The sequence below is a fragment of the Streptomyces sp. NPDC047000 genome (genome assembly GCF_040644295.1).
In the GTDB taxonomy this organism is placed as follows: domain Bacteria; phylum Actinomycetota; class Actinomycetes; order Streptomycetales; family Streptomycetaceae; genus Streptomyces.
The window spans coordinates 1-22,487 of sequence record NZ_JBEYWE010000022.1 but is presented as its reverse complement, the minus strand read 5'-3'; the positions used below and the strand labels follow the sequence as shown (position 1 = coordinate 22,487).

The 22,487-nt window shown below is 71.5% G+C and carries 21 protein-coding genes, 1 rRNA gene and 1 pseudogene; 7 read left to right on the top strand and 16 right to left on the bottom strand.

Annotation, left to right across the window (positions count from 1 at the left end; translation table 11 throughout):
* The first annotated feature begins 111 nt into the window (after nucleotides 1–111).
* Nucleotides 112–534, top strand: coding sequence for an arsenate reductase ArsC (locus ABZ862_RS28230; RefSeq protein WP_360963706.1), 423 nt, complete (start codon nucleotides 112–114; stop codon nucleotides 532–534).
* 30 nt (nucleotides 535–564) lie between these two features.
* On the opposite strand, the gene ABZ862_RS28225 is transcribed toward ABZ862_RS28230, so the two are convergent.
* Both ABZ862_RS28225 and ABZ862_RS28220 read right to left on the bottom strand, forming a co-directional pair.
* Nucleotides 565–1,092, bottom strand: a complete 528-nt coding sequence (locus tag ABZ862_RS28225) for an HD domain-containing protein (protein WP_360963961.1) — start codon at nucleotides 1,090–1,092, stop codon at nucleotides 565–567.
* Nucleotides 1,093–1,166: 74 nt separating this feature from the next.
* The gene (locus ABZ862_RS28220; RefSeq protein ID WP_360963703.1) at nucleotides 1,167–2,165 is read right to left on the bottom strand and encodes an XRE family transcriptional regulator; all 999 of its coding nucleotides are present in this window, start codon (nucleotides 2,163–2,165) and stop codon (nucleotides 1,167–1,169) included.
* 227 nt (nucleotides 2,166–2,392) lie between these two features.
* Between ABZ862_RS28220 and tgmA the strand changes: the two genes are divergently transcribed.
* Genes tgmA through tgmC form a run of 3 tightly spaced genes read left to right on the top strand, consistent with a single transcriptional unit; the run spans nucleotide 2,393 to nucleotide 4,776 of the window.
* Nucleotides 2,393–2,647, top strand: a complete 255-nt coding sequence (gene tgmA / locus ABZ862_RS28215; protein ID WP_360963700.1) for a putative ATP-grasp-modified RiPP — start codon at nucleotides 2,393–2,395, stop codon at nucleotides 2,645–2,647.
* Between the two features lie 3 nt (nucleotides 2,648–2,650).
* The gene (gene tgmB, locus ABZ862_RS28210) at nucleotides 2,651–3,610 is read left to right on the top strand and encodes an ATP-grasp ribosomal peptide maturase (protein ID WP_360963697.1); all 960 of its coding nucleotides are present in this window, start codon (nucleotides 2,651–2,653) and stop codon (nucleotides 3,608–3,610) included.
* Nucleotides 3,607–4,776: an ATP-grasp peptide maturase system methyltransferase gene (gene tgmC, locus ABZ862_RS28205; protein ID WP_360963694.1), complete on the top strand. Its 1,170-nt coding sequence runs from the start codon at nucleotides 3,607–3,609 to the stop codon at nucleotides 4,774–4,776. Before tgmB ends, tgmC begins: the two co-directional genes overlap by 4 nt.
* 96 nt (nucleotides 4,777–4,872) lie before the next feature.
* Here tgmC and ABZ862_RS28200 read toward each other — a convergent pair whose 3' ends face one another.
* From ABZ862_RS28200 to ABZ862_RS28180, 5 genes are all read right to left on the bottom strand, one after another.
* Complete coding sequence (locus ABZ862_RS28200) at nucleotides 4,873–6,594, bottom strand: uroporphyrinogen-III synthase (RefSeq protein WP_360963691.1); 1,722 nt, start codon at nucleotides 6,592–6,594, stop codon at nucleotides 4,873–4,875.
* A complete protein-coding gene (gene hemC, locus ABZ862_RS28195; RefSeq protein ID WP_360963688.1) occupies nucleotides 6,591–7,664 on the bottom strand; it encodes a hydroxymethylbilane synthase in 1,074 nt (357 codons plus the stop codon). Before hemC ends, ABZ862_RS28200 begins: the two co-directional genes overlap by 4 nt.
* On the bottom strand, nucleotides 7,661–9,526 hold the full coding sequence (locus ABZ862_RS28190; RefSeq protein ID WP_360963685.1) for a glutamyl-tRNA reductase: 1,866 nt from the start codon (nucleotides 9,524–9,526) through the stop codon (nucleotides 7,661–7,663). The genes hemC and ABZ862_RS28190 overlap by 4 nt, the downstream gene beginning before the upstream one ends.
* The gene (locus tag ABZ862_RS28185; protein WP_360963682.1) at nucleotides 9,523–10,356 is read right to left on the bottom strand and encodes a redox-sensing transcriptional repressor Rex; all 834 of its coding nucleotides are present in this window, start codon (nucleotides 10,354–10,356) and stop codon (nucleotides 9,523–9,525) included. The genes ABZ862_RS28190 and ABZ862_RS28185 overlap by 4 nt, the downstream gene beginning before the upstream one ends.
* A gap of 285 nt (nucleotides 10,357–10,641) precedes the next feature.
* Nucleotides 10,642–10,947: a glutaredoxin family protein gene (locus ABZ862_RS28180; RefSeq protein ID WP_360963679.1), complete on the bottom strand. Its 306-nt coding sequence runs from the start codon at nucleotides 10,945–10,947 to the stop codon at nucleotides 10,642–10,644.
* A 232-nt stretch (nucleotides 10,948–11,179) separates the two neighbouring features.
* Here ABZ862_RS28180 and ABZ862_RS28175 point away from each other — a divergent pair, with 232 nt between their 5' ends.
* The 3 genes from ABZ862_RS28175 (at nucleotide 11,180) to ABZ862_RS28165 (ending at nucleotide 14,934) form a co-directional block, all read left to right on the top strand.
* A complete protein-coding gene (locus tag ABZ862_RS28175) occupies nucleotides 11,180–12,190 on the top strand; it encodes an HAD-IB family hydrolase (protein WP_360963676.1) in 1,011 nt (336 codons plus the stop codon).
* A 434-nt stretch (nucleotides 12,191–12,624) separates the two neighbouring features.
* Nucleotides 12,625–13,407 (top strand): ECF subfamily RNA polymerase sigma factor, BldN family, encoded by a 783-nt coding sequence (locus ABZ862_RS28170; protein ID WP_360963673.1) that lies wholly within the window; start codon nucleotides 12,625–12,627, stop codon nucleotides 13,405–13,407.
* 300 nt (nucleotides 13,408–13,707) lie between these two features.
* Nucleotides 13,708–14,934, top strand: coding sequence for a DUF5667 domain-containing protein (locus ABZ862_RS28165; RefSeq protein WP_360963670.1), 1,227 nt, complete (start codon nucleotides 13,708–13,710; stop codon nucleotides 14,932–14,934).
* A gap of 279 nt (nucleotides 14,935–15,213) precedes the next feature.
* On the opposite strand, the gene ABZ862_RS28160 is transcribed toward ABZ862_RS28165, so the two are convergent.
* From ABZ862_RS28160 to rrf, 9 genes and pseudogenes are all read right to left on the bottom strand, one after another.
* Entirely contained in the window at nucleotides 15,214–16,371 is a 1,158-nt protein-coding gene (locus ABZ862_RS28160; protein WP_360963667.1) for a lysophospholipid acyltransferase family protein, read from the bottom strand.
* A gap of 31 nt (nucleotides 16,372–16,402) precedes the next feature.
* Entirely contained in the window at nucleotides 16,403–17,467 is a 1,065-nt protein-coding gene (locus ABZ862_RS28155) for an NAD-dependent epimerase/dehydratase family protein (protein WP_360963664.1), read from the bottom strand.
* Nucleotides 17,468–17,782: 315 nt separating this feature from the next.
* Nucleotides 17,783–17,881, bottom strand: a complete 99-nt coding sequence (locus tag ABZ862_RS28150; protein WP_003948845.1) for an AURKAIP1/COX24 domain-containing protein — start codon at nucleotides 17,879–17,881, stop codon at nucleotides 17,783–17,785.
* Between the two features lie 202 nt (nucleotides 17,882–18,083).
* Nucleotides 18,084–18,296 (bottom strand): helix-turn-helix domain-containing protein, encoded by a 213-nt coding sequence (locus ABZ862_RS28145; RefSeq protein ID WP_004984898.1) that lies wholly within the window; start codon nucleotides 18,294–18,296, stop codon nucleotides 18,084–18,086.
* Between the two features lie 130 nt (nucleotides 18,297–18,426).
* Nucleotides 18,427–18,816, bottom strand: a pseudogene (locus tag ABZ862_RS28140) (phosphatase); the annotation flags it as partial.
* A gap of 164 nt (nucleotides 18,817–18,980) precedes the next feature.
* Nucleotides 18,981–20,153: an acetoin utilization protein AcuC gene (locus tag ABZ862_RS28135; protein ID WP_360963661.1), complete on the bottom strand. Its 1,173-nt coding sequence runs from the start codon at nucleotides 20,151–20,153 to the stop codon at nucleotides 18,981–18,983.
* Nucleotides 20,104–21,384, bottom strand: a complete 1,281-nt coding sequence (locus ABZ862_RS28130; protein WP_360963658.1) for an MFS transporter — start codon at nucleotides 21,382–21,384, stop codon at nucleotides 20,104–20,106. Before ABZ862_RS28130 ends, ABZ862_RS28135 begins: the two co-directional genes overlap by 50 nt.
* A gap of 106 nt (nucleotides 21,385–21,490) precedes the next feature.
* Nucleotides 21,491–22,246 (bottom strand): VC0807 family protein, encoded by a 756-nt coding sequence (locus ABZ862_RS28125; RefSeq protein ID WP_360963655.1) that lies wholly within the window; start codon nucleotides 22,244–22,246, stop codon nucleotides 21,491–21,493.
* A gap of 149 nt (nucleotides 22,247–22,395) precedes the next feature.
* Nucleotides 22,396–22,487, bottom strand: a 5S ribosomal RNA gene (rrf, locus tag ABZ862_RS28120); the annotation flags it as partial.

The window sequence follows — 22,487 nt, the reverse complement described above, 5'->3', positions numbered from 1 at the left end:
TGATGGCGGAGTCGACGACGTCAGGGGCCTACGTCCCCTCCCAGGGGCCTTACGGCCCCGTGCCGCCCAGCCGCCCCGCCCCGGCCCCACCCCGAAGGAAGCACCCGCCCCATGCCCGCCGCCCCGCTCGCCTCCGTGCTCTTCGTCTGTGTCCACAACGCCGGCCGCTCCCAGATGGCCGCCGGGTTCCTCGCCCACCTCGCGGGCGACCGCATCGAGGTCCGCTCCGCCGGTTCCCTCCCGGCCGACCAGGTCAACCCGGCCGCCGTCGAGGCCATGGCCGAGGCCGGTATCGACATCACGGACCAGAGGCCGAAGGTGCTCACCACCGAGGCGGTCCAGACGTCCGACTACGTCATCACCATGGGCTGCGGCGACACCTGCCCGGTCTTCCCCGGCAAGACGTACCTCGACTGGGCCCTGGAAGACCCCGCAGGCCAAGGGATCGAGGCGGTCCGCCCCATCCGCGACGAGATCAGAACCCGCGTCGAGATCCTGATCGCCGAGATCGACGCAGGGCAGCAGGACGCGTGAACTCGGCTGCCCTGCCGTGGGGGAGCCAGGTCAGGGAAGGTACGTCTGCTGCCATTCGATGGAGGTCATGGTGAGCGCGGCCTCGGCGAGAGACTGGGCAGCGGCCGTCTTGAGGCTTGAGAGGCTGCTGTCGATCCAGGGCTGGACGTTCGCACAGCCCTGTTCGCGGTACTCCACGGCCTGGAGGAGGCATTCGAGCTTGTCCGCGTCGTGAGCGCAGATCACTTCGCGGGAGTCGCCGCTCTCGTACTCCTCCACGATCCGCTGGGCCCCGGCCTTCACTGCCGGATGCGCGGCCGACACCTGGTCCGCGGTGACCTTCTCGTTACCGGCGGCTTCGAGGTAGCGCCGGCCGATGTGCGGGATGTCGCCGACGCGGGTCTCCTGCGTGTCGTGCCACAGTCCGAGGAGGGCCGTCTTCGCCGGGTCGGCGCCTTCCATCATGGCGAGCACGGAGCCGATGAGGGCAGTCCTGAAGCTGTGCTCGGCGATGGTCTCGGGGTCCTTGACCCCGGCGATCCACCAACCCGACCGCTTGGCACGCTTCAGCATCCCCATCTCCAGCAGGAAGCCTGCCGTGCCCTTCGCCTGGCCCTGCTCCACGTCCGCCACGAGATACGCCCTCCGGTGTGTCAATTCCGGTGCTGACGAAGAACGTAGTGCACCGACCCGAGTTCCTGCCCGGACCGCCTGGAAACCACACGGCGATCGAGCAGCGCACTGGTGTACGTGTACAGCCGCTCAGCCGCTTCGGGATCCGCCAAGGGCAGCCACCGGTGCCTGGTCAGCAGGGCCCACAGTGAGTGGACGTGGAGATCCACGTACGCCGGCGCCTGGTGGAGGCCGGCGGTGAGTCCTCTCAGGAGGCGTACGGGTTCCCAGTGGCCGTGTCCGCACCGCATGAACCCGTCGTCTCGTTGAGACTCTTGGATCGATCCCAGCCAGTAGGCCCAGTAGGTGAGGTTGGCTGTCTCGGCGGTGTCGTCGCCGGCCATGGCCCTGTCGATGAAGTCCAGCAGGGGCAGGGGGTCGCCAAGGCGTGCGAGTGCGACGGCAGCCGACCGCGCGGCGGCCCAGTGAGGCGTCCAGCCTCGGACTGTGACGAGATCGCGGCGGGCGTACAGGGCCTGCCCCGTCCATGCTGTCGCCTCGGGCGTCCCGTCGTAAGAGCACAGATAGAGCGCTTGGCGGTGCAGGAGTAATCCGTCCTCCCCCGCGCGCAAGGCCGATTCGGCCGCCTCCCGAAGCCGGGAGAAGAACATGCGGCGGTCGGGCATCGGCAGCAACGGCGCCTTGGCGACAGGACCACGGCGTCCCGGCGTCGGGTGACATACGAGAGCCGGCGGAACCGTTCCGTTCAGGGCCCACACGATCATGTCGGCCGTGTCGCGCGTGTGCACCCAGTCGGCAAGAGGGTGCGGTGCCGTGTCGTCCGGGTGGATCGTCGCGGAGATGATGCGGTCCGCGTCCATGGCCGGATCGAGGAGCTGAAGGGTACGGGGGTCCGCGCCTATGGCCAGCAGGCGGCGCCTCAGGTTCAGCAGTGCGCCGGCCTTCACGTTGGCGAGCGGCCTCCGCCCGGTTTCCCAGCCCTGCCAGGTGGCCAGGTCCACGCCGAGGGCCTCGGCCATGCCGGTCTGCGTGCGGTGCGCGCTCTCCCTGGAGACACGGAGCACGAACCCGGCGATCGTGCCGACTGCGGCACGCCCTCTCACGACGGCTCCCCTCACGGCCGTACCGTACCGCCCTCCCGCACCCTCGGTCACCGAACCCGTACTCGCAGTCAGTTCTGCTCCGTCCGCGGTAGCCGTAGCTTCTGGGTCGTAGCTGAGCCACCGTCATCAGAGAGGCAGGCGCGATGTCCACCGCAGTCGAGAGCACGGCACGCCCCTGGGGGGCCGGTCGGCTTGCCCCGTATCCCACCGTCACCCACCGCCCCCACACATCGGTCGTGATCGACCCCGCCACTCAGCTCGGCGTCTACCTGGACCACGCGGGCCAGGTCATCGAGATGGGCAAGCACGGCACCGGTAAAGGCACCGAGACGAAGACGAGGACCAACTCGGACTCGGCACCTGATGAGGGGCATGACCAGGACTCGGAGCAGGACTGACCGGTGGGCGACGAAAGGCCGGTGCTCGTGGCCACCGAGGCGGATGATCTCACCGCTGACATGGTGATCGCCCAGCTGAACCGTCGGAACGTGCCGGTGGTCAGGTTCAACCCCGCCGACATCGAGGCCGACTTGACGGTCACAGCCCGGTTCGGCACCTGCCCGGCCCCCATGGCCGGGCAGGTTCGTACGTCGTCGCGGGCCGTCGACCTGACCGCGGTGCGGTCGGTGTACTGGCGCCGCCCGGTGTGGCCCGCCTTCGAGCACCTCGGCGTCGATGACGCGCGTTTCGCGGCGGCACAGGTCCGCTACGGGCTCGGCGGCATCCTCTACGCCCTCGACGGACCGCTCTGGGTGAACCATCCGCTCCGCAATGCCGCCGCCGACTACAAGCCCGCGCAACTCGCCGTCGCCCGGCGTCTCGGGCTGACCGTGCCGCCGACGCTGGTGACGAACGACCCCGCCGAGGCCCGGCGCTTCGCCGCCGGGCACGATCAGGTGATCTTCAAGACCCTCCGCTGGACCCGCTACCAGCGTGAGGGGGTCGCCCTGACGGGATGGGCCGACCCGGTCACGGCGGCCGAGATCGACGAGAGCGTGCACGTGGTGCCGCACCTGTTCCAGGCGGTCGTGGACAAGGTGGCCGACATCCGCGTGCTGGTGGTGGGCAGACGGACGTTCGCCGTGCGGATCGAGTCGGGGATGCTCGACTGGCGCAAGGACTACTCGGCGCTGTCCTACAGCGTGGTGGACCTGCCCGACCGCACCAGCAGGGCACTCCTCGCCCACCTGGATCACTTCGGGCTGGTCTCAGGGAGCTTCGACCTCGCCGTGGACAAGACGGGCGAGCTGTGGTGGCTGGAGCTGAACCCGAACGGACAGTGGGGATGGCTGGAGGAATCCACCGGCCTCGCCATGTCCGCCGTATTCGCCGAACTGCTGACGCAAGGAACCGCCCCATGACCGGCACCGCCCCCCGACGACGTGCCCTCGCCGAGCGCCTGGCCGGGGCGGGTGTCCTCGTCAGTCCTCGGTGGCGGGCGGCGGTGGAAGCCGTGCCGCGGGAACTGTTTCTGAACCCGGGCGTGTTCCTGCCCGCCGGGGGTGGCCGGTGGCGCCCGGTCACGGCTGCCGGAACCGATCCGGACGAGTGGGCACAGATCGCCTACCGCGACGAGTCCCTGACCACCCAGCTCGACGGACACCTCACCGCCGACCAGGTCGGTGACCTGGTGGAGGGCTCACCGACGTCGTCGTCCACCACTCCCGTCACCGTGGTGGACATGCTGGAGAAGCTGGAGGTGGAAGACGGTCATCGGGTGCTGGAGATCGGTACGGGCACCGGTTATTCGTCCGCCCTGCTGTGCCACCGTCTGGGGGAGGACAACGTCACCACGGTCGAAGTGGACCCCGGGGTCGCGGCCCGTGCGGATGCCGCGCTGGAATCGGCCGGTTACTCGACCTGGACCGTCACGGGAGACGGGCTCCTCGGTCATCCCCGCCGGGCGCCGTACGACCGTGTCATCGCCACCTGCGCGGTGCGCCGCGTCCCCTACACCTGGATCCGCCAGACCAGGCCGGGCGGCATCGTCCTCGCCACGGTCGGCGGATCCTGGCATTACGGCACCGGACTCGCCAAGGTCAGGGTCGCCGGGGACGGCAGCGCCGAGGGCCGGATCATCGGCCGCTCCTCGTTCATGCAGGCCCGGTCCCAGGCGGAGGTGCCGATCGGCGGTGACCTGTCCGCCCGTACCGCCTACGCCGACAGCGAGCGGGAGACCAGGGTGTCCCCTCTGCTGCTGGAGGAGTGGATGCCGGCCTTCCTCGCGCAACTCGCCGTCCCCGGAGCCCGCTTCACCCGCGCCACCTCCGCGGAGGGGAACCGGCTCCTGTACCTCTTCGATCCGGACCACGAGTCGTTCGCGTCGTTCCTGGAGAACGGAGAGGCCTGGACGGTCCGGCAGGGCGGCCCGCTGTCTCTCTGGGACACGATCGAGCAGGCCCTCGCCCTGTGGCAGGAAGCGGAAAGCCCCGACATCACCACCGTACGGCTGCACGTCACGCAGGGGACGCACACCTACTGGATCGAAGGCCACCCGGCGCTCCGTTGGCAGCACCACCTTCACTGACCGGGACAGGGGGCCGCTGTGGCCGGAACGCCCGGTGGCGGAGGGCGCCCGCTCGCGCAGGCGCCCTCCGCCACCACCTCTACGGCCGCTACAACCTCACGTCGTCGACCGCCGGCGCCGGGCCCCCGGCCTGCGCTCGCTGGGCCGGGTCACCGGGTCGCCCGCCTCCAGGGCGGCGGCTCGGCGCTTCAGGCCGAAGTCGGCCAGGGCCTCCGCCAGTTTGTGGACCGACGGTTCCGGGGCCATGACGTCGACCCGCAGGCCGTGCTCCTCCGCCGTCTTCGCCGTGGCCGGGCCGATACAGGCGATCACCGTCACGTTGTGCGGCTTGCCGGCGATGCCCACCAGGTTGCGGACCGTGGAGGAGGACGTGAAGAGGACCGCGTCGAAGCCGCCGCCCTTGATCGCCTCCCGGGTCTCGGCCGGGGGCGGCGACGCGCGGACCGTGCGGTACGCCGTGACGTCGTCCACCTCCCAGCCCAGCTCGATCAGGCCCGCCACCAGGGTCTCCGTGGCGATGTCCGCGCGGGGGAGGAAGACCCGGTCGATCGGGTCGAAGACCGGGTCGTACGGGGGCCAGTCCTCCAGGAGGCCGGCCGCCGACTGCTCGCCGCTCGGGATCAGGTCCGGCTTCACCCCGAACTCGACGAGGGCGCGCGCCGTCTGGTCGCCCACCGCGGCCACCTTGATGCCCGCGAAGGCCCGCGCGTCCAGGCCGTACTCCTCGAACTTCTCCCGCACCGCCTTCACCGCGTTGACCGACGTGAACGCGATCCACTCGTAGCGGCCCGTCACCAGGCCCTTCACCGCGCGCTCCATCTGCTGCGGGGTACGCGGGGGTTCCACCGCGATCGTCGGGACCTCGTACGGGACCGCGCCGTAGGAGCGCAGCTGGTCCGAGAGGGACGCCGCCTGTTCCTTGGTGCGCGGGACCAGGACCTTCCAGCCGAACAGGGGCTTCGACTCGAACCACGCCAGCTGGTTGCGCTGGGCCGCGGAGGAGCGTTCGCCGATCACCGCTATCACCGGGCGGTTGCCCTCCGGCGACGGCAGCACCTTGGCCTGCTTGAAGGTCTGGGCGATCGTGCCCAGCGTCGCCGTCCAGGTGCGCTGCCGGGTCGTCGTGCCCGCCACCGTCACCGTCACCGGGGTGTCCGGCTTACGGCCCGCCGCCACCAGCTCACCGGCCGCCGCCGCGACGGAGTCGAGGGTCGTCGAGACGACCACCGTGCCGTCCGACGCGCCGACCTCCGTCCAGCAGCGGTCCGAGGCCGTACGGGCGTCCACGAAACGGACGTCCGCGCCGTGGGCGTCCCGGAGGGGGACACCCGCGTAGGCGGGCACGCCCACGGCCGCCGCCACACCGGGCACCACCTCGAACGGGACACCCGCCGCGGCGCACGCCAGCATCTCCCCGGCGGCGTAAGTGTCCAGGCCAGGGTCACCGGACACGGCACGGACGACCCGCCGTCCACCCCGCGAGGCCTCCATGACAAGATGTGTCGCATCCCGCATTGACGGGGACCCAGCGGTCTTTGACGCACTGTCGACGACCGTCAGCTGGGGTGCGCCCGTGCCCGGATTCGCATCCGAGGAGGAGGGCCCTGACGGGTCCTTGTCCGTGGGCACGATCGTCACCCCCGGCCGGGCATGGGTCCGTACGACGTCGAGCACCTCGTGCTCGGCGACCAGGACGTCCGCGTGCGCCAGCGCCTCCACGGCGCGCAGAGTCAGCAGTCCCGGATCCCCGGGTCCGGCACCCAGGAAGGTGACGTGCCCGTGTTCAGGTCCGGCGGCAGGGAAGGTGGTGGGGCTCACTGCGCTCGCTCCCCCATCAGACCGGCCGCGCCCTGGGCGAGCATCTCGGCGGCGAGTTCGCGGCCGAGGGCCGTCGCCTGCTCGTGCGTCCGGGGTACGGGACCGGTGGTGGACAGCTGCACCAGCGTCGCGCCGTCGGGAGTCCCGACGATGCCCCGCAGGCGCATTTCCTTGACATTCATGGCACTTCCGACGTTCTCGACGGCCTGCCCGCCGGCATGGGGGTCCCCCCACTCGAACGGAGCCGGGAACGGGGGAAGGTCGGCCAGCGCGCCCACCGGGGCGCTGCAACCGGCCTCCAGGGCGGCGAGCAGGGACCTTTCGGCGGTCACGGCGATCCGGGTGAACGGGTCGTCGAGTCCGGCGAGGGCGGTGATCAGCTCCGTGTCGTCCGCGACGCACTCGATCGCCAGCGCCCCCTGGCCGGGAGCGGGCAGCACCGTGTCGACCGACAGGAAGTCGGTCACCTCGTCGGCGCGGCCTATCCGGTTCAGCCCGGCGGCGGCCAGGACGACTGCGTCCAGTGCCCCGTCCCGGACGTACCGGATGCGGGTGTCGACGTTGCCGCGTATCGGCACCGTCTCGATGGTCAGCCCGTGCGTGCGTGCGTACGCGTTCAGCTGTGCCGCCCGGCGCGGCGAACCCGTACCGATGCGCGCCCCGCGGGGCAGGTCGCTGAACTTCAGCGCGTCCCGGGCGACGATCACGTCCCGCGGGTCCTCGCGCAGCGGTACGGCCGCCAGCGTCAGGCCCTCGGGCTGCGCGGTCGGCAGGTCCTTGAGCGAGTGCACGGCGAAGTCGACCTCGCCGCGCAGCAGCGCGTCGCGGAGGGCGGCCACGAACACACCCGTGCCGCCGATCTGCGCGAGGTGCTCGCGCGACGTGTCGCCGTACGTGACGATCTCGACGAGTTCGACGGGCCGGCCGGTCGTCCGGCGTACCGCTTCCGCCACCAGCCCGGACTGGGCCATGGCGAGCTTGCTCCGCCTCGTCCCGAGCCGCAGCACCCCGTCGTCCGGCCTCCTCGGCCGGCGGGACGCGTCGGCCCGCGGTTCTCTCGGCACACTCATACTGGCCCTCGGTTCTTGCTGTTCTTCGATTCGACGTCGCCCGCGGCGCCCGTCCCGGTGACGCCCGCGGTGTCCGGCGTGCCCATGGCCGTGCCGTCCGGCGTGCCCGTGCCGTCCGCCGCCCGGGACACGGCTGCCACCGTCTCCTGGTCGAGGTCGAACAAGGTGCGCAGAGCGTCCGCGTACCCCGCGCCGCCCGGTTCGGACGCGAGCTGCTTGACCCGGACCGTCGGCGCGTGCAGCAGCTTGTCCACGACACGCCGTACGGTCTGGCTGATCTCCGCCCGGTGCTTGGCGTCCAGGCCCGGCAGCCTGCCCTCCAGGCGGGCGATCTCACCGGCCACGACACCGGCGGCCATGGCGCGCAGCGCCACGACGGTCGGCGTGATGTGCGCGGCCCGCTGCGCCGCGCCGAACGCGGCGACCTCGTCGGCGACGATCCGGCGCACCTGGTCGACGTCGGCCGCCATCGGGGCGTCCGCGGAGGCTTCGGCGAGCGACTCGATGTCCACCAGCCGCACCCCCGCCAGCCGGTGCACCGCCGGGTCGATGTCGCGCGGCATGGCGAGGTCGAGCAGATACAGCGCGGGCTCGCTGCGCGCCGCCGCGGGCAACGGCTCCGGCCTGCGGAGTTCGGGGATACGGCCCACGGCGGCGGCGGTGGCGGCGAGGGCCGCGATCAGCTCGGCGTCCTCCTCGACCGTACGGTGCGCCGCCTCCCGGCGGTCCACCGTGCCGTTGCCGACCCACGCCGCGTGCTGCTCCAGCGTCGCCGCGTCCATGCCGGCCACCGCGGCCTCCCCCAGCACGGAGAAACCGTTCGTCGCCGCGGCCCGCCGGGTGCCTTCGGCCGCGGTCGGGTCGAGCGGGGTGTCCAGGCCGTCCGCGCCGGTACCGAGGCGGGTCACGTCGGAGCCGAGGCCGGTGGGGGGCAGGTCCGGCAGGTCCATCGGGGCCGGCCGTCGCGCCGTACGGGTCTCCGCGGCCTCCGCCACGGCGGTCGCCGTCAGGACGAGGCCCGTGGCGCCCGTGCAGGAGACGGCGATGTCGGCACGTGTCAGCTCGACCGGCACCGAGTGCATCGGTACCGCGCGGGCCAGCACGTCCGTTCCGTCCGTCCCGTCCGTGCCTTCCGGGGTGTACGCCCCGGCCGGGCGCTGCCCGTACTGCTCCTCCAGCAGCGTCACCAGGCGCTCCGCGCGGTCCTCCGTACGGTTGGCGACCACGACCTCGGCGACCCCGGCCCGCGCCAGCGTCGCCGCGGCCAGCGACGACATCGAACCGGCGCCGATCACCAGGGCCCGCTTGCCGCGCGCCCACTCGGTGACCGGGGTGCCCGCGGCGAGCTGCTCCAGGCCGAAGGTGACCAGGGACTGCCCGGCGCGGTCGATCCCGGTCTCGGAGTGGGCCCGCTTGCCGACCCTCAGAGCCTGCTGGAACAGGTCGTTCAGCAGCCGCCCGGCGGTGTGCAGTTCCTGGGCGCGGGCCAGCGAGTCCTTGATCTGGCCGAGGATCTGGCCCTCGCCGACGACCATCGAGTCCAGGCCGCAGGCCACCGAGAAGAGATGGTGGACGGCCCGGTCCTCGTAGTGGACGTAGAGGTAGGGCGTCAGCTCGTCCAGGCCGACGCCGCTGTGCTGGGCGAGCAGCGTGGACAGCTCGGCGACCCCGGCGTGGAACTTGTCGACGTCGGCGTACAGCTCGATGCGGTTGCAGGTGGCGAGCACCCCGGCCTCGGCGGCCGGTTCGGCGGCGACCGTGTCCTGCACCAGCTTGGCCTGGGCGTCCGCGGACAGCGCGGCCCGCTCCAGCACGCTCACCGGCGCACTGCGGTGGCTCAGCCCTACGACGAGAAGACTCATGCGGGCATCACGGCGGGCACATCCCCCTCAGGCCCCTGATCGGCGGACTCGCCGCGGCTCGCGGCGGGCGGTACGGCGGTGTCGGCACCGGCGGCCTTCGCGGCGGCACCGGCGGCGGCAGGAGCGGTGGCGGCCTTGGCGGTGGCGGCGGCTATGTGCGCGGCCTCCTCGCCGGCCTTGCGCTGCTCGTGGAAGGCGAGGATCTGCAGCTCGATGGAGAGATCGACCTTGCGCACGTCCACGCCGTCCGGCACGGCCAGCACGGTCGGCGCGAAGTTCAGGATGGAGGTCACCCCGGCGGACACCAGCCGGTCGCAGACCTGCTGCGCGGCGCCCGCGGGGGTCGCGATCACCCCGATCGACACGTCGTTGTCCTCGACGATCCGCTCCAGCTCGTCCGTGTGCCGCACCGGGATCCCCGCGACGGGCCGGCCGGCCAGCGCGGGGTCGGCGTCGATCAGGGCGGCGACCCGGAACCCGCGGGAGGCGAAACCGCCGTAGTTGGCGAGCGCGGCGCCGAGGTTGCCGATACCGACGATCACCACGGGCCAGTCCTGGGTGAGCCCCAGTTCGCGGGAGATCTGGTACACGAGATACTCGACGTCGTAGCCGACGCCCCGTGTGCCGTAGGAACCCAGGTAGGAGAAGTCCTTGCGCAGCTTCGCGGAGTTGACCCCCGCGGCGGCCGCCAGCTCCTCCGAGGAGACCGTGGGAACCGAACGCTCCGACAGAGTCGTCAGAGCACGGAGATACAGCGGAAGACGGGCGACGGTGGCCTCGGGAATGCCTCGGCTGCGGGTCGCCGGTCGGTGGGTTCGGCCAGTTGCCACGGTGCTCCTGCGGGTAGAGCGGGGCTGAAGGCGGTCACATGTCCCCAGACCGCCCCGTGCAATGCAGGCTATGTCTTTGTGAACGCGTGCACAAAGATGGTGTCCGATTTGCCCGTCGAACGTGACCGGCGTCACGCAGGCTCTGAGCCATCGCAAGGAACCGGCCCTCAGGCCCCTATGTCCCTTTTCCGACCGGGGCAAAACCGCCCACTCTCCTCATGAATCCCGCCTCCGAACCCATTTTGCCCATCGATCCCAAGCCAGTCACCGGGCCAGTTGTACCAGTCAGTCAGTGCCGGTCAGGGCCTTGCGCAACCGCTCTTCGTTCACTCGCCAGAACGTGTGTTGCGCGCCGTCGACGAGGACGACCGGAATCTGCTCCCAGTAGAGGTCGTACAGATGCGGGTCCTGGGAGATGTCCTTCTGCTCCCACGTCACTCCCAGCTCACCGCACACCTTCTCCACCACCGCCTGCGCGTCGTCGCACAGGTGACAGCCGGGCTTGCGGACCAGGGTGACGAGACGGTCGGGCCGGGGGCGGGGGGCGGCCGGGGACTCCCGGCGGAACAGGGGCGGCGTCATACCGGCCATTGTCACGCCTGGGGCAGGACCCGGCGGCGGGTCGGTACGGGGCCGTTGCGACGTCGTTGCGGCACCGTTGCCGCAACAACTGCCGCATCGGCCGCCGTATCGGCGCGGCACCGTCGTCAGGGTGCGGCGCGCTGTCGGTGTGTCACCTCTTTAACGGGCCGGTCGCGGAGAGTTCACGGCGTTCGAACCTGGCGGATCCGGAACCGCCCGGCGGACTGGCTATGCTCACGCCATGGCCGCTCTCGGATGGCTCACTCCCCGTAGGCGCTCCGCCACGGCGCGGAGCGTGTTGGCAGGCGAGGCCTCGGCGGAGGCAGCGCGCAAATCCTCCCTGGAGGCCCAGGCAGCCCTGGAGGACCTGGAGGACCTGGCGGACCGGGAAGCCCCGGAGGGCCGGAAGGCCCAGAAGGCGGCGAAGGCCGGGAAAGCCGGCAAGGAGACGCCGGTCGAGCCCCCGTTCCCGGTGCACGGCGACGACAAGGCCGCCGCCTTCTTCGACCTGGACAACACCGTCATGCAGGGCGCCGCGCTCTTCCACTTCGGCCGCGGCCTCTACAAGCGCAAGTTCTTCGAGACCCGCGACCTCGCACGGTTCGCCTGGCAGCAGGCCTGGTTCCGGCTGGCCGGGAGCGAGGACCCCGAGCACATGCAGGAGGCCCGGGACTCCGCCCTGTCCATCGTCCAGGGCCACCGCGTCGCCGAGTTGCAGTCCATCGGCGAGGAGATCTACGACGAGTACATGGCCGAGCGGATCTGGCCGGGCACCCGCGCCCTCGCCCAGGCCCACCTCGACGCCGGTCAGAAGGTGTGGCTGGTCACCGCCGCCCCCGTCGAGATCGCCCAGGTCATCGCCCGCCGCCTCGGTCTGACCGGTGCGCTCGGGACGGTCGCGGAGTCGGTCGACGGCGTCTACACCGGCAAGCTGGTCGGTGAGCCGCTGCACGGTCCCGCCAAGGCGGAGGCCGTCCGCGCGCTGGCCACCGCCGAGAGGCTGGACCTGTCGCGGTGCGCCGCGTACAGCGACTCGCACAACGACATCCCCATGCTGTCGCTGGTGGGCCACCCCTACGCCATCAACCCGGACGCCAAACTGCGCAGGCACGCCCGGGACAAGGACTGGCGGCTGCGCGACTACCGCACCGCGCGCAAGGCGGCGAAGGTCGGCATCCCGGCCGCGGCCGGCGTCGGCGCGGTCGCGGGCGGCACGGCGGCGGCCATCGCGATCAGCCGCCGCCGCCGCTGACTCCACCTCCGCCGGCTCCGCCCCCGCGCACGGTCCCGAGGGCCCCGGGGCCGGTCCCGGACGCGCTCCCACGCGCCTTCCGCGATCGTCGTTGACCACCCCGGACCGCCCCACATCTCCCACACCGGACACGCCCGATACATCGGGGGTGCACCCGTATGTCCCGGACCAGCCCCGTTGACGGTACGCGATCACAACACGCCCCGCGCGGCTCGCAACACGGACCGAATCGATCAACAAACGGTCACTTCACGCCACTTGGTCGGGCCTCAATACGTAACAGAAGTGACGTAATCGATTGTTTGAGCAACTGGGTGTAGCAGCGCCTATACTTAGCGTTATTCTCCTCAGACGCAAACCGGTACCCCTCCGTCGCTACGACGGGTGAAAGGTTCCGTACTGCACGTGATGGAAGCTCTGCCTCTGGGAGTCCCGTGTACCCATACGTCGGGGTTGACGCCTCGGGCCTGGCTACGCTGCGCGCAAGGGTCGCGGCGGCGCGGCACCTGTTGCGCGGCTGCGTCCCCACCGCGTACGGCGTCCCCGCCTTCGCCGCCCCCGCACCGGCCGGCCCGTGCTACGCCCTGGCGGACGGCGGCGCCGCGGTCGGCAGGCGGGGCCGCTCCTCCGGCCAGGCCGCCACCACACGCCGCCCTGCCGCCGACAGCGACAGCGCCCGCATGATGGACCTCGTGGAGCGCGCCCAGGCCGGTGAGGCCGAGGCCTTCGGCCGCCTCTACGACCAGTACAGCGACACCGTCTACCGCTTCATCTACTACCGGGTGAACAGCAAGGCGACCGCCGAGGACCTCACCAGCGAGACGTTCCTGCGGGCGCTGCGCCGCATCGGCACCTTCACCTGGCAGGGCCGCGACTTCGGCGCCTGGCTCGTCACCATCGCCCGCAACCTGGTCGCCGACCACTTCAAGTCGAGCCGCTTCCGGCTCGAGGTGACCACCGGCGAGATGCTCGACGCCAACGAGGTGGCGCGCTCGCCGGAGGACTCCGTCCTGGAGTCGCTCTCCAACGCCGCCCTCCTGGACGCCGTACGGCGGCTCAACCCCCAGCAGCAGGAGTGCGTGACGCTCCGCTTCCTCCAGGGGCTGTCCGTCGCCGAGACGGCACGGGTGATGGGCAAGAACGAGGGCGCCATCAAGACCCTCCAGTACCGCGCCGTACGCAGCCTGGCCCGGCTGCTGCCGGACGACGCCCGCTGACCCGGCGCGCTCCACCCCCACTCCCCGCCCTCCCTCGTCCTGTCCCTCCCACCCGTCCACATCACCCGACGATCACTTTGAGTAGTGCTCATACCACCTTCAGTGAAGGCTCGTGACTTCCGGATCCGTTGTCCCCGCGTCCGTAACCCAGGTGCCGCGCCAGTCGTTGTGCGGGATACAGGCTCCCTGTGGTCACGTCGAGACCGCGCCTGGTCACTCGATCGGGTGGCCGCGGTACGCGACGTGCAACCCCGAGACACCCCGGGGAGTCGACCGTCATGACGAGAGGAGGTGCCGCCAGTGATCGCGAACGTATCGGCACACCGGCGGGCGAACGCCTTCGCCCAGGCCCTGGAAGAGCAGTCCGACCGGGGCCCGGCGGCCGAGCAGGACGAAGGACCGGCTCCGGCCCCGGCCGCTGCCGCGGCGGAGCGGACCGAGCAGGGCCGGCTGCTGGACCTCACCAGAGGCCTCGCCGAGCTGCCCCGACCGGAGCTCGACCCGGAGGTCAAGGTCGTCCAGCGAGCCCAGCTCGTGGCCGCGATGGAGGCCATGCTGCAGGGCGGCACCATGGGCGAGGCGGCGGAACCCGCGCTGCCCGGGCAGCGTTCGCACCGCAAGTCCGCCCAGCGGGCGACCGGCCTGGGAAAGCTGCGGCCGCGCTCCCGGCTCACCAAGGGGCTGACCGCGGGCGGGCTCAGTGTCGGGGTGATGGCGAGCGCCTTCGGTGGAGTCGCCGCTGCCAGCTCCAGCGCCCTGCCCGGTGATTCCCTCTACGGCCTCAAGCGCGGCATAGAGGATTTCAAGCTCAACTATCTGTCCGACGGCAACGACGAGCGCGGCCGGACCTACCTCGACCAGGCCTCGACCAGGCTCGGCGAGGCCCGGCGGCTGATGGAGCGGGACCGCGGCGGACACCTCGACCACGAGTCGCTGGGCGAGATCCGCCGCACCCTGACGGGGATGCGGCAGGACGTCTCCGAGGGCCACCGCCTGCTCCACGAGGCGTACGAGCGCAATCCGGACTCCCTGGGCCCCATCCAGGCCCTGTCCGCCTTCTCGCACTCGCACCGCGAGGCCTGGGGCATCCTGCGCGACCGGCTGCCCGTGCAGCTCGGCGACGTCAGCCGCGAGGTGTCGTCGGTGTTCGACGCCATAGACCAGGAGGTCGCCCCGCTCCAGTCCCTGCTGCCCCAGCCTCCCTCCCACGGCGGCGGCACGGACCGGCCGCGGGGATCCGGGGCGTCGAAGGGCGCCACCCCGTCCGGCGGCGGCCCTCGTTCGGCCTCGCCCAGCGGTGACGCGTCGTCCGGCGGCGGCACGGACGGCAAGGGCGCCCCCAGTGCCTCCGCCACCCGCAGCGCCGGAGACGGGCTGCTCGGCGGTACCTCGGGCGGCCTGCTCGACCCGCCCGCGTCGACGGGGAGCACCTCGCCGTCGGCCAGTGCGTCCAGCCCCCCGGACGTCACCCTCCCACCGCTCCTGCCCGGCCTGCTCCCGGGCCTGGACATCGACGGCAGCAACTAGCGCCGCGGCAGGCAATGTTTGCCCGCGAAGGAGCGGCGTCCGGTGCGTGCTCTCTGGGGTCCCCCCTGCTCGAAGAGCTTGGGGGGGTGCCGGGCGTCGCGACGGGGCGAACATTGCCTGCCGCGGCACTAGCGCCGCGGCCCCAGGCGTGGGGCGGGGCGGGCAGGGATCATCGGCGGCGGCACGGGTCGGTTCTGTTTCGACGCAGAACCGACCCGGCGGGGGAGGAAACGCGCGTCACGAGCCGGACGCGCCTCTGCCGAACGTGCCGTCGCCAGGTCAGAAGAAGACCGAGCGGCGCTGCACGAGCAGCTTGTACAGCGTGTGCTGGATCTGCTCGCGCACCTGGTCGGTCAGGTTGAACATCAGCATCGGATCGTCCGCGGCCTCCGGCGGATAGCCGTCCGTGCGGATCGGCTCGCCGAACTGGATCGTCCACTTCGTCGGCAGCGGGATCGCGCCCAGCGGCCCGAGCCAGGGGAAGGTGGGCGTGAGCGGGAAGTACGGGAAGCCCAGCAGCCGCGCCAGCGTCTTGGAGTTGCCGATCATCGGGTAGATCTCCTCGGCCCCGACGATCGAGCACGGCACGATCGGCGTACGCTGCCGCAGCGCCGTCGACACGAAGCCACCGCGCCCGAAGCGCTGGAGCTTGTAGCGGTCCCCGAAGGGCTTGCCGATGCCCTTGAAGCCCTCCGGCATCACCCCGACCAGCTCACCCTGCCCCAGCAGCCGTTCGGCGTCCTCGGTGCAGGCGAGGGTGTGGCCCAGTTTGCGGGCGAGTTCGTTGACCACGGGCAGGACGAACACCAAGTCGGCCGCCAGCAGCCGTAGATGACGGCCCGCCGGGTGCTGATCGTGCACGGCGACCTGCATCATCAGGCCGTCGAGCGGCATGGTCCCGGAGTGGTTGGCGACGATGAGGGCGCCGCCCTCGGCCGGGATGTTCTCGATGCCCTTCACCTCCACCCGGAAGTACTTCTCGTACACCGGGCGCAGCAGCGACATCAGGACCTGGTCGGTGAGCTCCGCGTCGTAGCCGAAGTCGTCGACGTCGTAGTCCCCCGTGAGACGCCGGCGCAGGAAGGCCAGACCGCTGGCGACCCGCCGCTCGAAGCCGTCCGTCCCGGCCGCCCCGTCCACGCCCTGCGCACCGGCAGCACCGTGCGTGCCGTCGGCGCCCCCGGCTCCCCCGGCACCGGCGCGGCGGTCGTCACCGCCCGTCTGCTGCCGCCGCTGCTCACGGTCGTCACGGTTCCCACGGGTCACAGGGACATCATCCTTCCCGGCGCCCCTTCCCGGCAGCGGCTGCACTTCCCGCACCGGTGCCGCCTCGCCGCCCTTGCGGCGGCCGAACGCGCCGCGGCGCCGCGACGGCCGCGGTGCGGCGCTCCCGCGGGACCGGTCGTCGTCGAACGGAATGACCTTGGCGTCCGCCATCGTTGATGCGCTCCTCGGTTGGCGCTCTGCGTCAGTTGGCGCTCTGCGTCGGGGGGTGGCCGCCGCTGCCCCGCAGGGACAGCGCGGCGATCCGGTCGACGGCCCCCGCGAGGGCCTCCGGGGGCAGCAGCCCGGGACCCCGGCTGCGCGCGAAGTCCGCGAACGTCTGCGCCGTGGTGTACTTCGGCCGGTATCCCAGTGTCTCGCGCAGCTGGTCCGTGGCAACGACCCGGCCGTGGGTCAGGAGCCGGATCTGCTCGGGCGAGAAGTCCGTCATGCCCAGCGTACGCACCAGGGAACCGGCCCAGGTGACGGCGGGCAGCAGCAGCGGGACCGTGGGACGGCCGAGCCGCCGGGAGCACTGGGAGAGCAGCAGGACACCGTCGCCGGCGACGTTGAAGGTGCCGCTGTTGAGCGTGCCGCGCGCGGGTTCGTGGGAGCCGATCCGCAGCACCTCGATCACATCGTCCTCGTGCACGAACTGCAGCCGCGGGTCGTAGCCGAGGACGGTGGGCAGCACCGGCAGCGAGAAGTACGAGGCGAGCGGGGTGTCGGCGGTCGGCCCGAGGATGTTGGCGAAGCGCAGCACGCACACCGCCACGTCCGGCCGCCGCCGGGCGAACCCGCGCACATAGCCCTCGACCTCGACCGCGTCCTTGGCGAAACCGCCGCTGGGCAGCGACTTGGGCGGCGTGGTCTCGGTGAACACGGCCGGATCGCGCGGCGCCGACCCGTACACGTTGGTGCTGGACTTCACCACCAGGCGCTTCACGTTCGGGGACTTCTGGCAGGCGCCGAGCAGCTGCATCGTCCCGATGACGTTGGTCTCCTTGACCGTGGCCCGGCTGCCGCTGCCGAGGGGCGTGCCGGTGACGTCCATGTGGACCACCGTGTCGGCGCCCGTCTCGGCGAGCACCCGGCCGATGGTGGGCCGGCGGATGTCGGCGCGGATGAACTCGGCGCCGCCGAGGTGGTGCTCGGGCTGCACCGCGTCCACGGCGATCACCCGGTCGACCTGCGGGTCACGCTGGATCCGGCGGACGAACCGGCCCCCCAGTCGACGGGCCACTCCGGTCACGAGCACGACCTTGCCCACGATCAGCGCCTTCCTTCAGCCGGTGCGGATGGTGCGGACGGTGCCACGCTGCTGTCTCCCACGCTCGTACCCTGCCGTGTTCCCCCGCCCCGGGCCAACTTAGCGGGTCGATGTTGCGCTGTGATGACCCCCGGACGCAGGACGTGACCGTGGGCACAGGTCCCGTGGCGACGGCTCAACATGGCTGCCCGGACACGCGTGTGGCCCCCCACCGGTGCGGTGGAGGGCCACAGACACGATCGCGTCGCGCCGAGTCGGCCGTACGGCGTACCGCGGTACCGGTTGGCACCGGCCGCGCCGCCTACGGCCGGCGGCTCACTTCTTGTTACGACGCTGAACGCGCGTGCGCTTGAGCAGCTTGCGGTGCTTCTTCTTGGCCATCCGCTTACGCCGCTTCTTGATCACAGAGCCCACGACAACCCTCGCTCACTTCTCATCACTCGGTGTTTGGGCGCCATGGGCCCACACGACCTACGAGGGGCTAGCCTACCCCGCCGGAGCATCGCGCTTGAAATCGAGAGGCCGGGGATCCGGAAACACCCGGTGGTGCCTGTGCCCGGGCACCCGGACTCCCCCGGTCTCCCGACCCCCCTGGCTCTGTGCCGTCAGGGTTTCGTCAGGCGGTTTCCACCCCCACGTAGCTCTCACGGAGGTACTCGTGAACCGCTTGCTCGGGGACGCGGAAGGACCGCCCCACCCGGATCGCGGGCAGATGACCGCTGTGCACCAGGCGGTACACGGTCATCTTCGACACTCGCATCACCGAGGCGACTTCCGCCACGGTAAGGAACTGAACCTCGTTCAGAGGCCTCTCGCCAGCTGCAGCCATGACACACCTGAACCTTCCGCACTCGACGGGCCACCGGCTTCCCCTTCCGGTGACTCTTCGTCGTTGCGTGCTCACTCCCCAATGTAGGGGCGGGTGATGCGAGTGGGGAAGAGGTGCACCCATCGGCGGCCTACTGTGACAGACACGCTCGATTGAGTACGTAGCGGGCCGACGGCAGGGGGTGGGCGAACCGCACCCCGTCATCACGTGGAACGCCGACGGACATGCGCCCCGCGACCCCACCCATGCACGGCACCGAACCTCCGGCGCCACCGGACCCGATGGCCTCACACCCCTGCTGACCTGCTCCGCAGCCGCAGTCGTGCCCCCCGGAGACCGGCCGGAGCAGGCCTTCACGGCCGGCCGCGACCGCATCCCCCGCAGCGCGGACCGGGACCGCCGGACGAGCGAGTGCGCCGGTCTCACAACCGGTGCGTCCCGCCCCCGTCGCGCGGACGGGCGGGACTCGCCGTACGTCATCCCGGCGGCACGTACGTAGACCGAACCGGGTCGTTTTGTCGACACAACGACCCTACGCCCGACGCACCCGAACCACGCACATCACAGCCGTACACCTGACGGCCCCACGCACCCCAGGCACGCTCACCACACCGACGGCGACGCCGTCGCCGTCGCTGTGACTGTGGCCACGGGCCCGGGGCCTCCCCGGCGGGGAACGCGTCCCTACGGCAGCAGCCCCCGCAGCGGGAACACCGCCCGCCGTGTCGCCAGCACCGCCTGGTCGATCCGGTCCGCCGGGTCGTACCCCGACTCCCACGCGGCCCACCGCACCGGCCACCGGCCGTCGGTCATCCGCACCGGCCCCAGCTGCCGCGTCCGCGCGTACACCGCCTGCCGCCAGCTCTCCGGGATCACGGTGTCCGGCTCCACCGGCCGCCCCGCCGCGATCCCCACCAGATGCGTCCACGACCGCGGTACGACCTCCACCACGGCGTATCCGCCGCCGCCGAGCGCGATCCACTTCCCGTCGGCGTGCTCGTGCGCCAGGTCGTGGCAGGCCATCTGTACGGCACGCTGCGCGTCCAGCGACACCGCCAGGTGGGCCAGCGGGTCCTCGAAGTGCGTGTCGGCGCCGTGCTGGGTGACCAGCACCTGCGGCCGGAACTCGGCGAGCAGCTCCGGCACCACGGCGTGGAAGGCCCGCAGCCACCCGGCGTCCCCGGTCCCGGCCGGCAGCGCCAGATTGACGGAGGCGCCCTCGGCGGTGTCCGCACCGGTCTCCTCGGGCCACCCGGTCTGCGGGAACAGGGTGCGGGGATGCTCGTGCAGCGAGACGGTCAGCACCCGCGGGTCCTCCCAGAACGCCGCCTGCACGCCGTCCCCGTGATGCACGTCGACGTCCACGTACGCGACCCGCTCCGCGCCCAGCTCCAGCAGCCGCGCGATGGCCAGCGCGGCGTCGTTGTAGATGCAGAACCCGGAGGCGGCGCCCGGCATGGCGTGGTGCAGTCCGCCCGTGAAGTTCACCGCGTGCAGCGCGTCCCCCCGCCACACCGCCTCCGCCGCGCCCACCGACTGGCCCGCGATCAGCGCGGACACCTCGTGCATCCCGGCGAACGCGGGATCGTCCGTCGTCCCGAGCCCGTACGAGGGATCCGCCCTGTCCGGGTCGGCCGACGCGGTCCTCACCGCGTCGATGTAGTCCTGCCGGTGCACCAGCCGCAGCGTGGACTCCCCCGCCGGCTTGGCCGTCACCACCTCGACCGCGCGGTGCAGACCGAGGGCGTCGACCAGCCCCCGGGTCAGCGCCAGCCGGACCGGGTCCATGGGATGGTCCCGCCCGAAGTCATAGCCCGTTACTGCCTCGTCCCACATCAGCTGTGTGCGGCCGCTCATGGCCTTCACGGTATCTTTCCGGCCGCGCCGCGAACGAGTGGGCATAGGCCAACGTCACGAGCACCAGCGCCATCGGCACCAGCATGGCTCCGCGATAGCTCCAGACGTCCCCCAGCGCACCGACCAGGGGCGAGCCGACCAGGAAGCCGACGTAGTTGAAGATGTTGAGCCGCGCGACAGCCGCGTCCGAGGCGTCCGGAAACAGCCGTCCGGCCGCCGCGAAGGTCTGCGGGACCAGCACGCACAGCCCCACGCCCAGCAGCGTGAACCCGAGCATGCCCACCCATGGCCCGGGCGCCGCGGCCACCACCCCGAACCCCACCGCCGCCACCAGCGCCCCCAGCCGCACGACGGCCACCGCGCCGAAGCGCCGCACCCCGGAGTCGCCGAGGGTGCGCCCCAGCAACGTGGTCACCATGTACACGTTGTAGGGCACCGTCGCCAGCTGCTCGGAACTCCCGAGGGTGTCCTGGAGGTACTTGGCGCTCCAGTTGGAGACGGTCGAGTCGCCGATGTAGGCGAAGGTCATGACGAGGCAGAGGGGCAGGAGGAGCTTGAAGACGATGCCGCTGCCCTGGACACCGCCGCTGCCGCTGTCGCCGCTGCTCCCGCTGTTCGCGCCCGCCGTGGCCCCTGGGGCCCCCTCGGTGGGCCGGGTGGGTGCCGCGGGTCCCTCTCCGTCGACGTACCAGCGGCCGGCGAGGAGGGCCGCGGGCAGCAGCACGGTCACGACGGGGAGGTACGACACCCACAGCGTCAGATGCCAGTGCGCCCCCGCCCAGGCCAGCGAGGCCCCGAGGATCCCGCCCAGGCTGTACGCGGCATGGAAGCTGAGCATGATGCTGCGCCCGTACGCCCGCTGGAGGCTGACCCCGAGCATGTTCATCGAGGCGTCCAGCACACCGACCGCCAGCCCGAACACGGCCAGCGCCGAGGCCAGTTCGGGCATCCGGCTGCCCGACCCGACGCCGACCAGGGCGAGCAGGACGACGGGCTGGGACCAGCGCAGCAGCCGGCTGGGCCGGATCCGCTTCACCAGTTGCTCCGTGGTGACGCTCCCGACCCCGGCGAGTACCGGGACGGCGGCCAGGAAGACGGGCAGCAGTGCGTCGGAGACGCCGTACCTGTCCTGGACGGCCGGGATGCGCGTCACGAGCAGAGCGAAGGCGACGCCCTGAGCGAAGAAGCTGAACGCCAGCGAGGCCCTGCCGCGCCGCAGCACATCAGTCATGGCGGCGAGCGTAGGGCCCCGGGCTACTGCTGGGTAGATATCGCCGAAGGTGAATTCCGTTCAGCTTCGCCTTCGGATCAGCTTCGTCTTCGGACGGTGTGCGCCGTCATGCGGCAGCGAGCGCGGGCACCTCGGCGGGTTCCCCGGCCTCCAGGCTCTCGCCGCGGGTGTCGGCCCAGCCGTCCTCACGGGCCTCGGCGCAGACCAGCCGGCCCATCGGCTTCGCGGCCACCGCGCCGCTGATCAGCATCCCGAGGGTCATCGCGGCCACCATGACGAGCGAACCGAGCCACACCATGGTGTCCACCGGCACGGTGTAGGCACCCACCACCCGCACCACGCACTCCGCGAGCAACACGGCTCCCCACACCAGGGAGAAGACCCGCTCGAGCCGCAGGAACGCCGTGGAGGCCGTCGCCGTGCCGCTCGCCAGACGCTCCCAGGCGGCCTCGCGGCCCTCGTCGCCCCGCACCACGAACGGCTTCAGGCCGGCGGTCATCATCGGCCTGCCCAGGGCCACGGACACCAGGATACCGATCCCGATGGTGCTGCTGACCCCGCTGTCCTTGGCGAGCATCAGCCGCGGATCGCCGGAGACGAAGCTGAGCGTCAGGGAGACCACGTTCACCACGAGGATGAGCAGGGCCAGGGCATTGGCCTTCCGCTCCTTCAGCACGCTCCACACGGTCCGCACGGCGGGGACCAGGCTGCTCCAGACGAGAGCGGTGAAGGTGCTCGCCCCGAAGGCGTCCTTGAGGAGGTAGTACGCCCCCATCGGCACCGCCACGTCGAGGAGCATGGGCCTGAAGTTCTGGATCTGCTGCGCGTTCGTCTTCGTCTGTGCGTTCGTCTTCGTCGTCATGCCCTCAGCTTCGCGGCAGGGACGGGTCGGGCAGTAGAAACGATCGTCCGGTGCTCGGCATGACATCTGTCATGGGTCCGGATGTCGTGCGTCCAGGGAAAACAAAAAAGGCCCACACCGTTTTACGGTGTGGGCCTTTCTCAAGAATTGTTCGGCGGTGTCCTACTCTCCCACAGGGTCCCCCCTGCAGTACCATCGGCGCTGTGAGGCTTAGCTTCCGGGTTCGGAATGTAACCGGGCG

Coding starts and splice junctions, on each gene's coding strand:
- ABZ862_RS28230 (WP_360963706.1), top strand. CDS start 112: ATGCCCGCCGCCCCGCTCGCCTCCGTGCTCTTCGTCTGTGTCCACAAC.
- ABZ862_RS28225 (WP_360963961.1), bottom strand. CDS start 1,092: ATGGGGATGCTGAAGCGTGCCAAGCGGTCGGGTTGGTGGATCGCCGGG.
- ABZ862_RS28220 (WP_360963703.1), bottom strand. CDS start 2,165: ATGGCCGAGGCCCTCGGCGTGGACCTGGCCACCTGGCAGGGCTGGGAA.
- tgmA (WP_360963700.1), top strand. CDS start 2,393: ATGTCCACCGCAGTCGAGAGCACGGCACGCCCCTGGGGGGCCGGTCGG.
- tgmC (WP_360963694.1), top strand. CDS start 3,607: ATGACCGGCACCGCCCCCCGACGACGTGCCCTCGCCGAGCGCCTGGCC.
- hemC (WP_360963688.1), bottom strand. CDS start 7,664: ATGAGTGTGCCGAGAGAACCGCGGGCCGACGCGTCCCGCCGGCCGAGG.
- ABZ862_RS28190 (WP_360963685.1), bottom strand. CDS start 9,526: ATGAGTCTTCTCGTCGTAGGGCTGAGCCACCGCAGTGCGCCGGTGAGC.
- ABZ862_RS28180 (WP_360963679.1), bottom strand. CDS start 10,947: ATGGCCGGTATGACGCCGCCCCTGTTCCGCCGGGAGTCCCCGGCCGCC.
- ABZ862_RS28175 (WP_360963676.1), top strand. CDS start 11,180: ATGGCCGCTCTCGGATGGCTCACTCCCCGTAGGCGCTCCGCCACGGCG.
- ABZ862_RS28160 (WP_360963667.1), bottom strand. CDS start 16,371: ATGGCGGACGCCAAGGTCATTCCGTTCGACGACGACCGGTCCCGCGGG.
- ABZ862_RS28145 (WP_004984898.1), bottom strand. CDS start 18,296: ATGGCTGCAGCTGGCGAGAGGCCTCTGAACGAGGTTCAGTTCCTTACC.
- ABZ862_RS28135 (WP_360963661.1), bottom strand. CDS start 20,153: ATGAGCGGCCGCACACAGCTGATGTGGGACGAGGCAGTAACGGGCTAT.
- ABZ862_RS28130 (WP_360963658.1), bottom strand. CDS start 21,384: ATGACTGATGTGCTGCGGCGCGGCAGGGCCTCGCTGGCGTTCAGCTTC.
- ABZ862_RS28125 (WP_360963655.1), bottom strand. CDS start 22,246: ATGACGACGAAGACGAACGCACAGACGAAGACGAACGCGCAGCAGATC.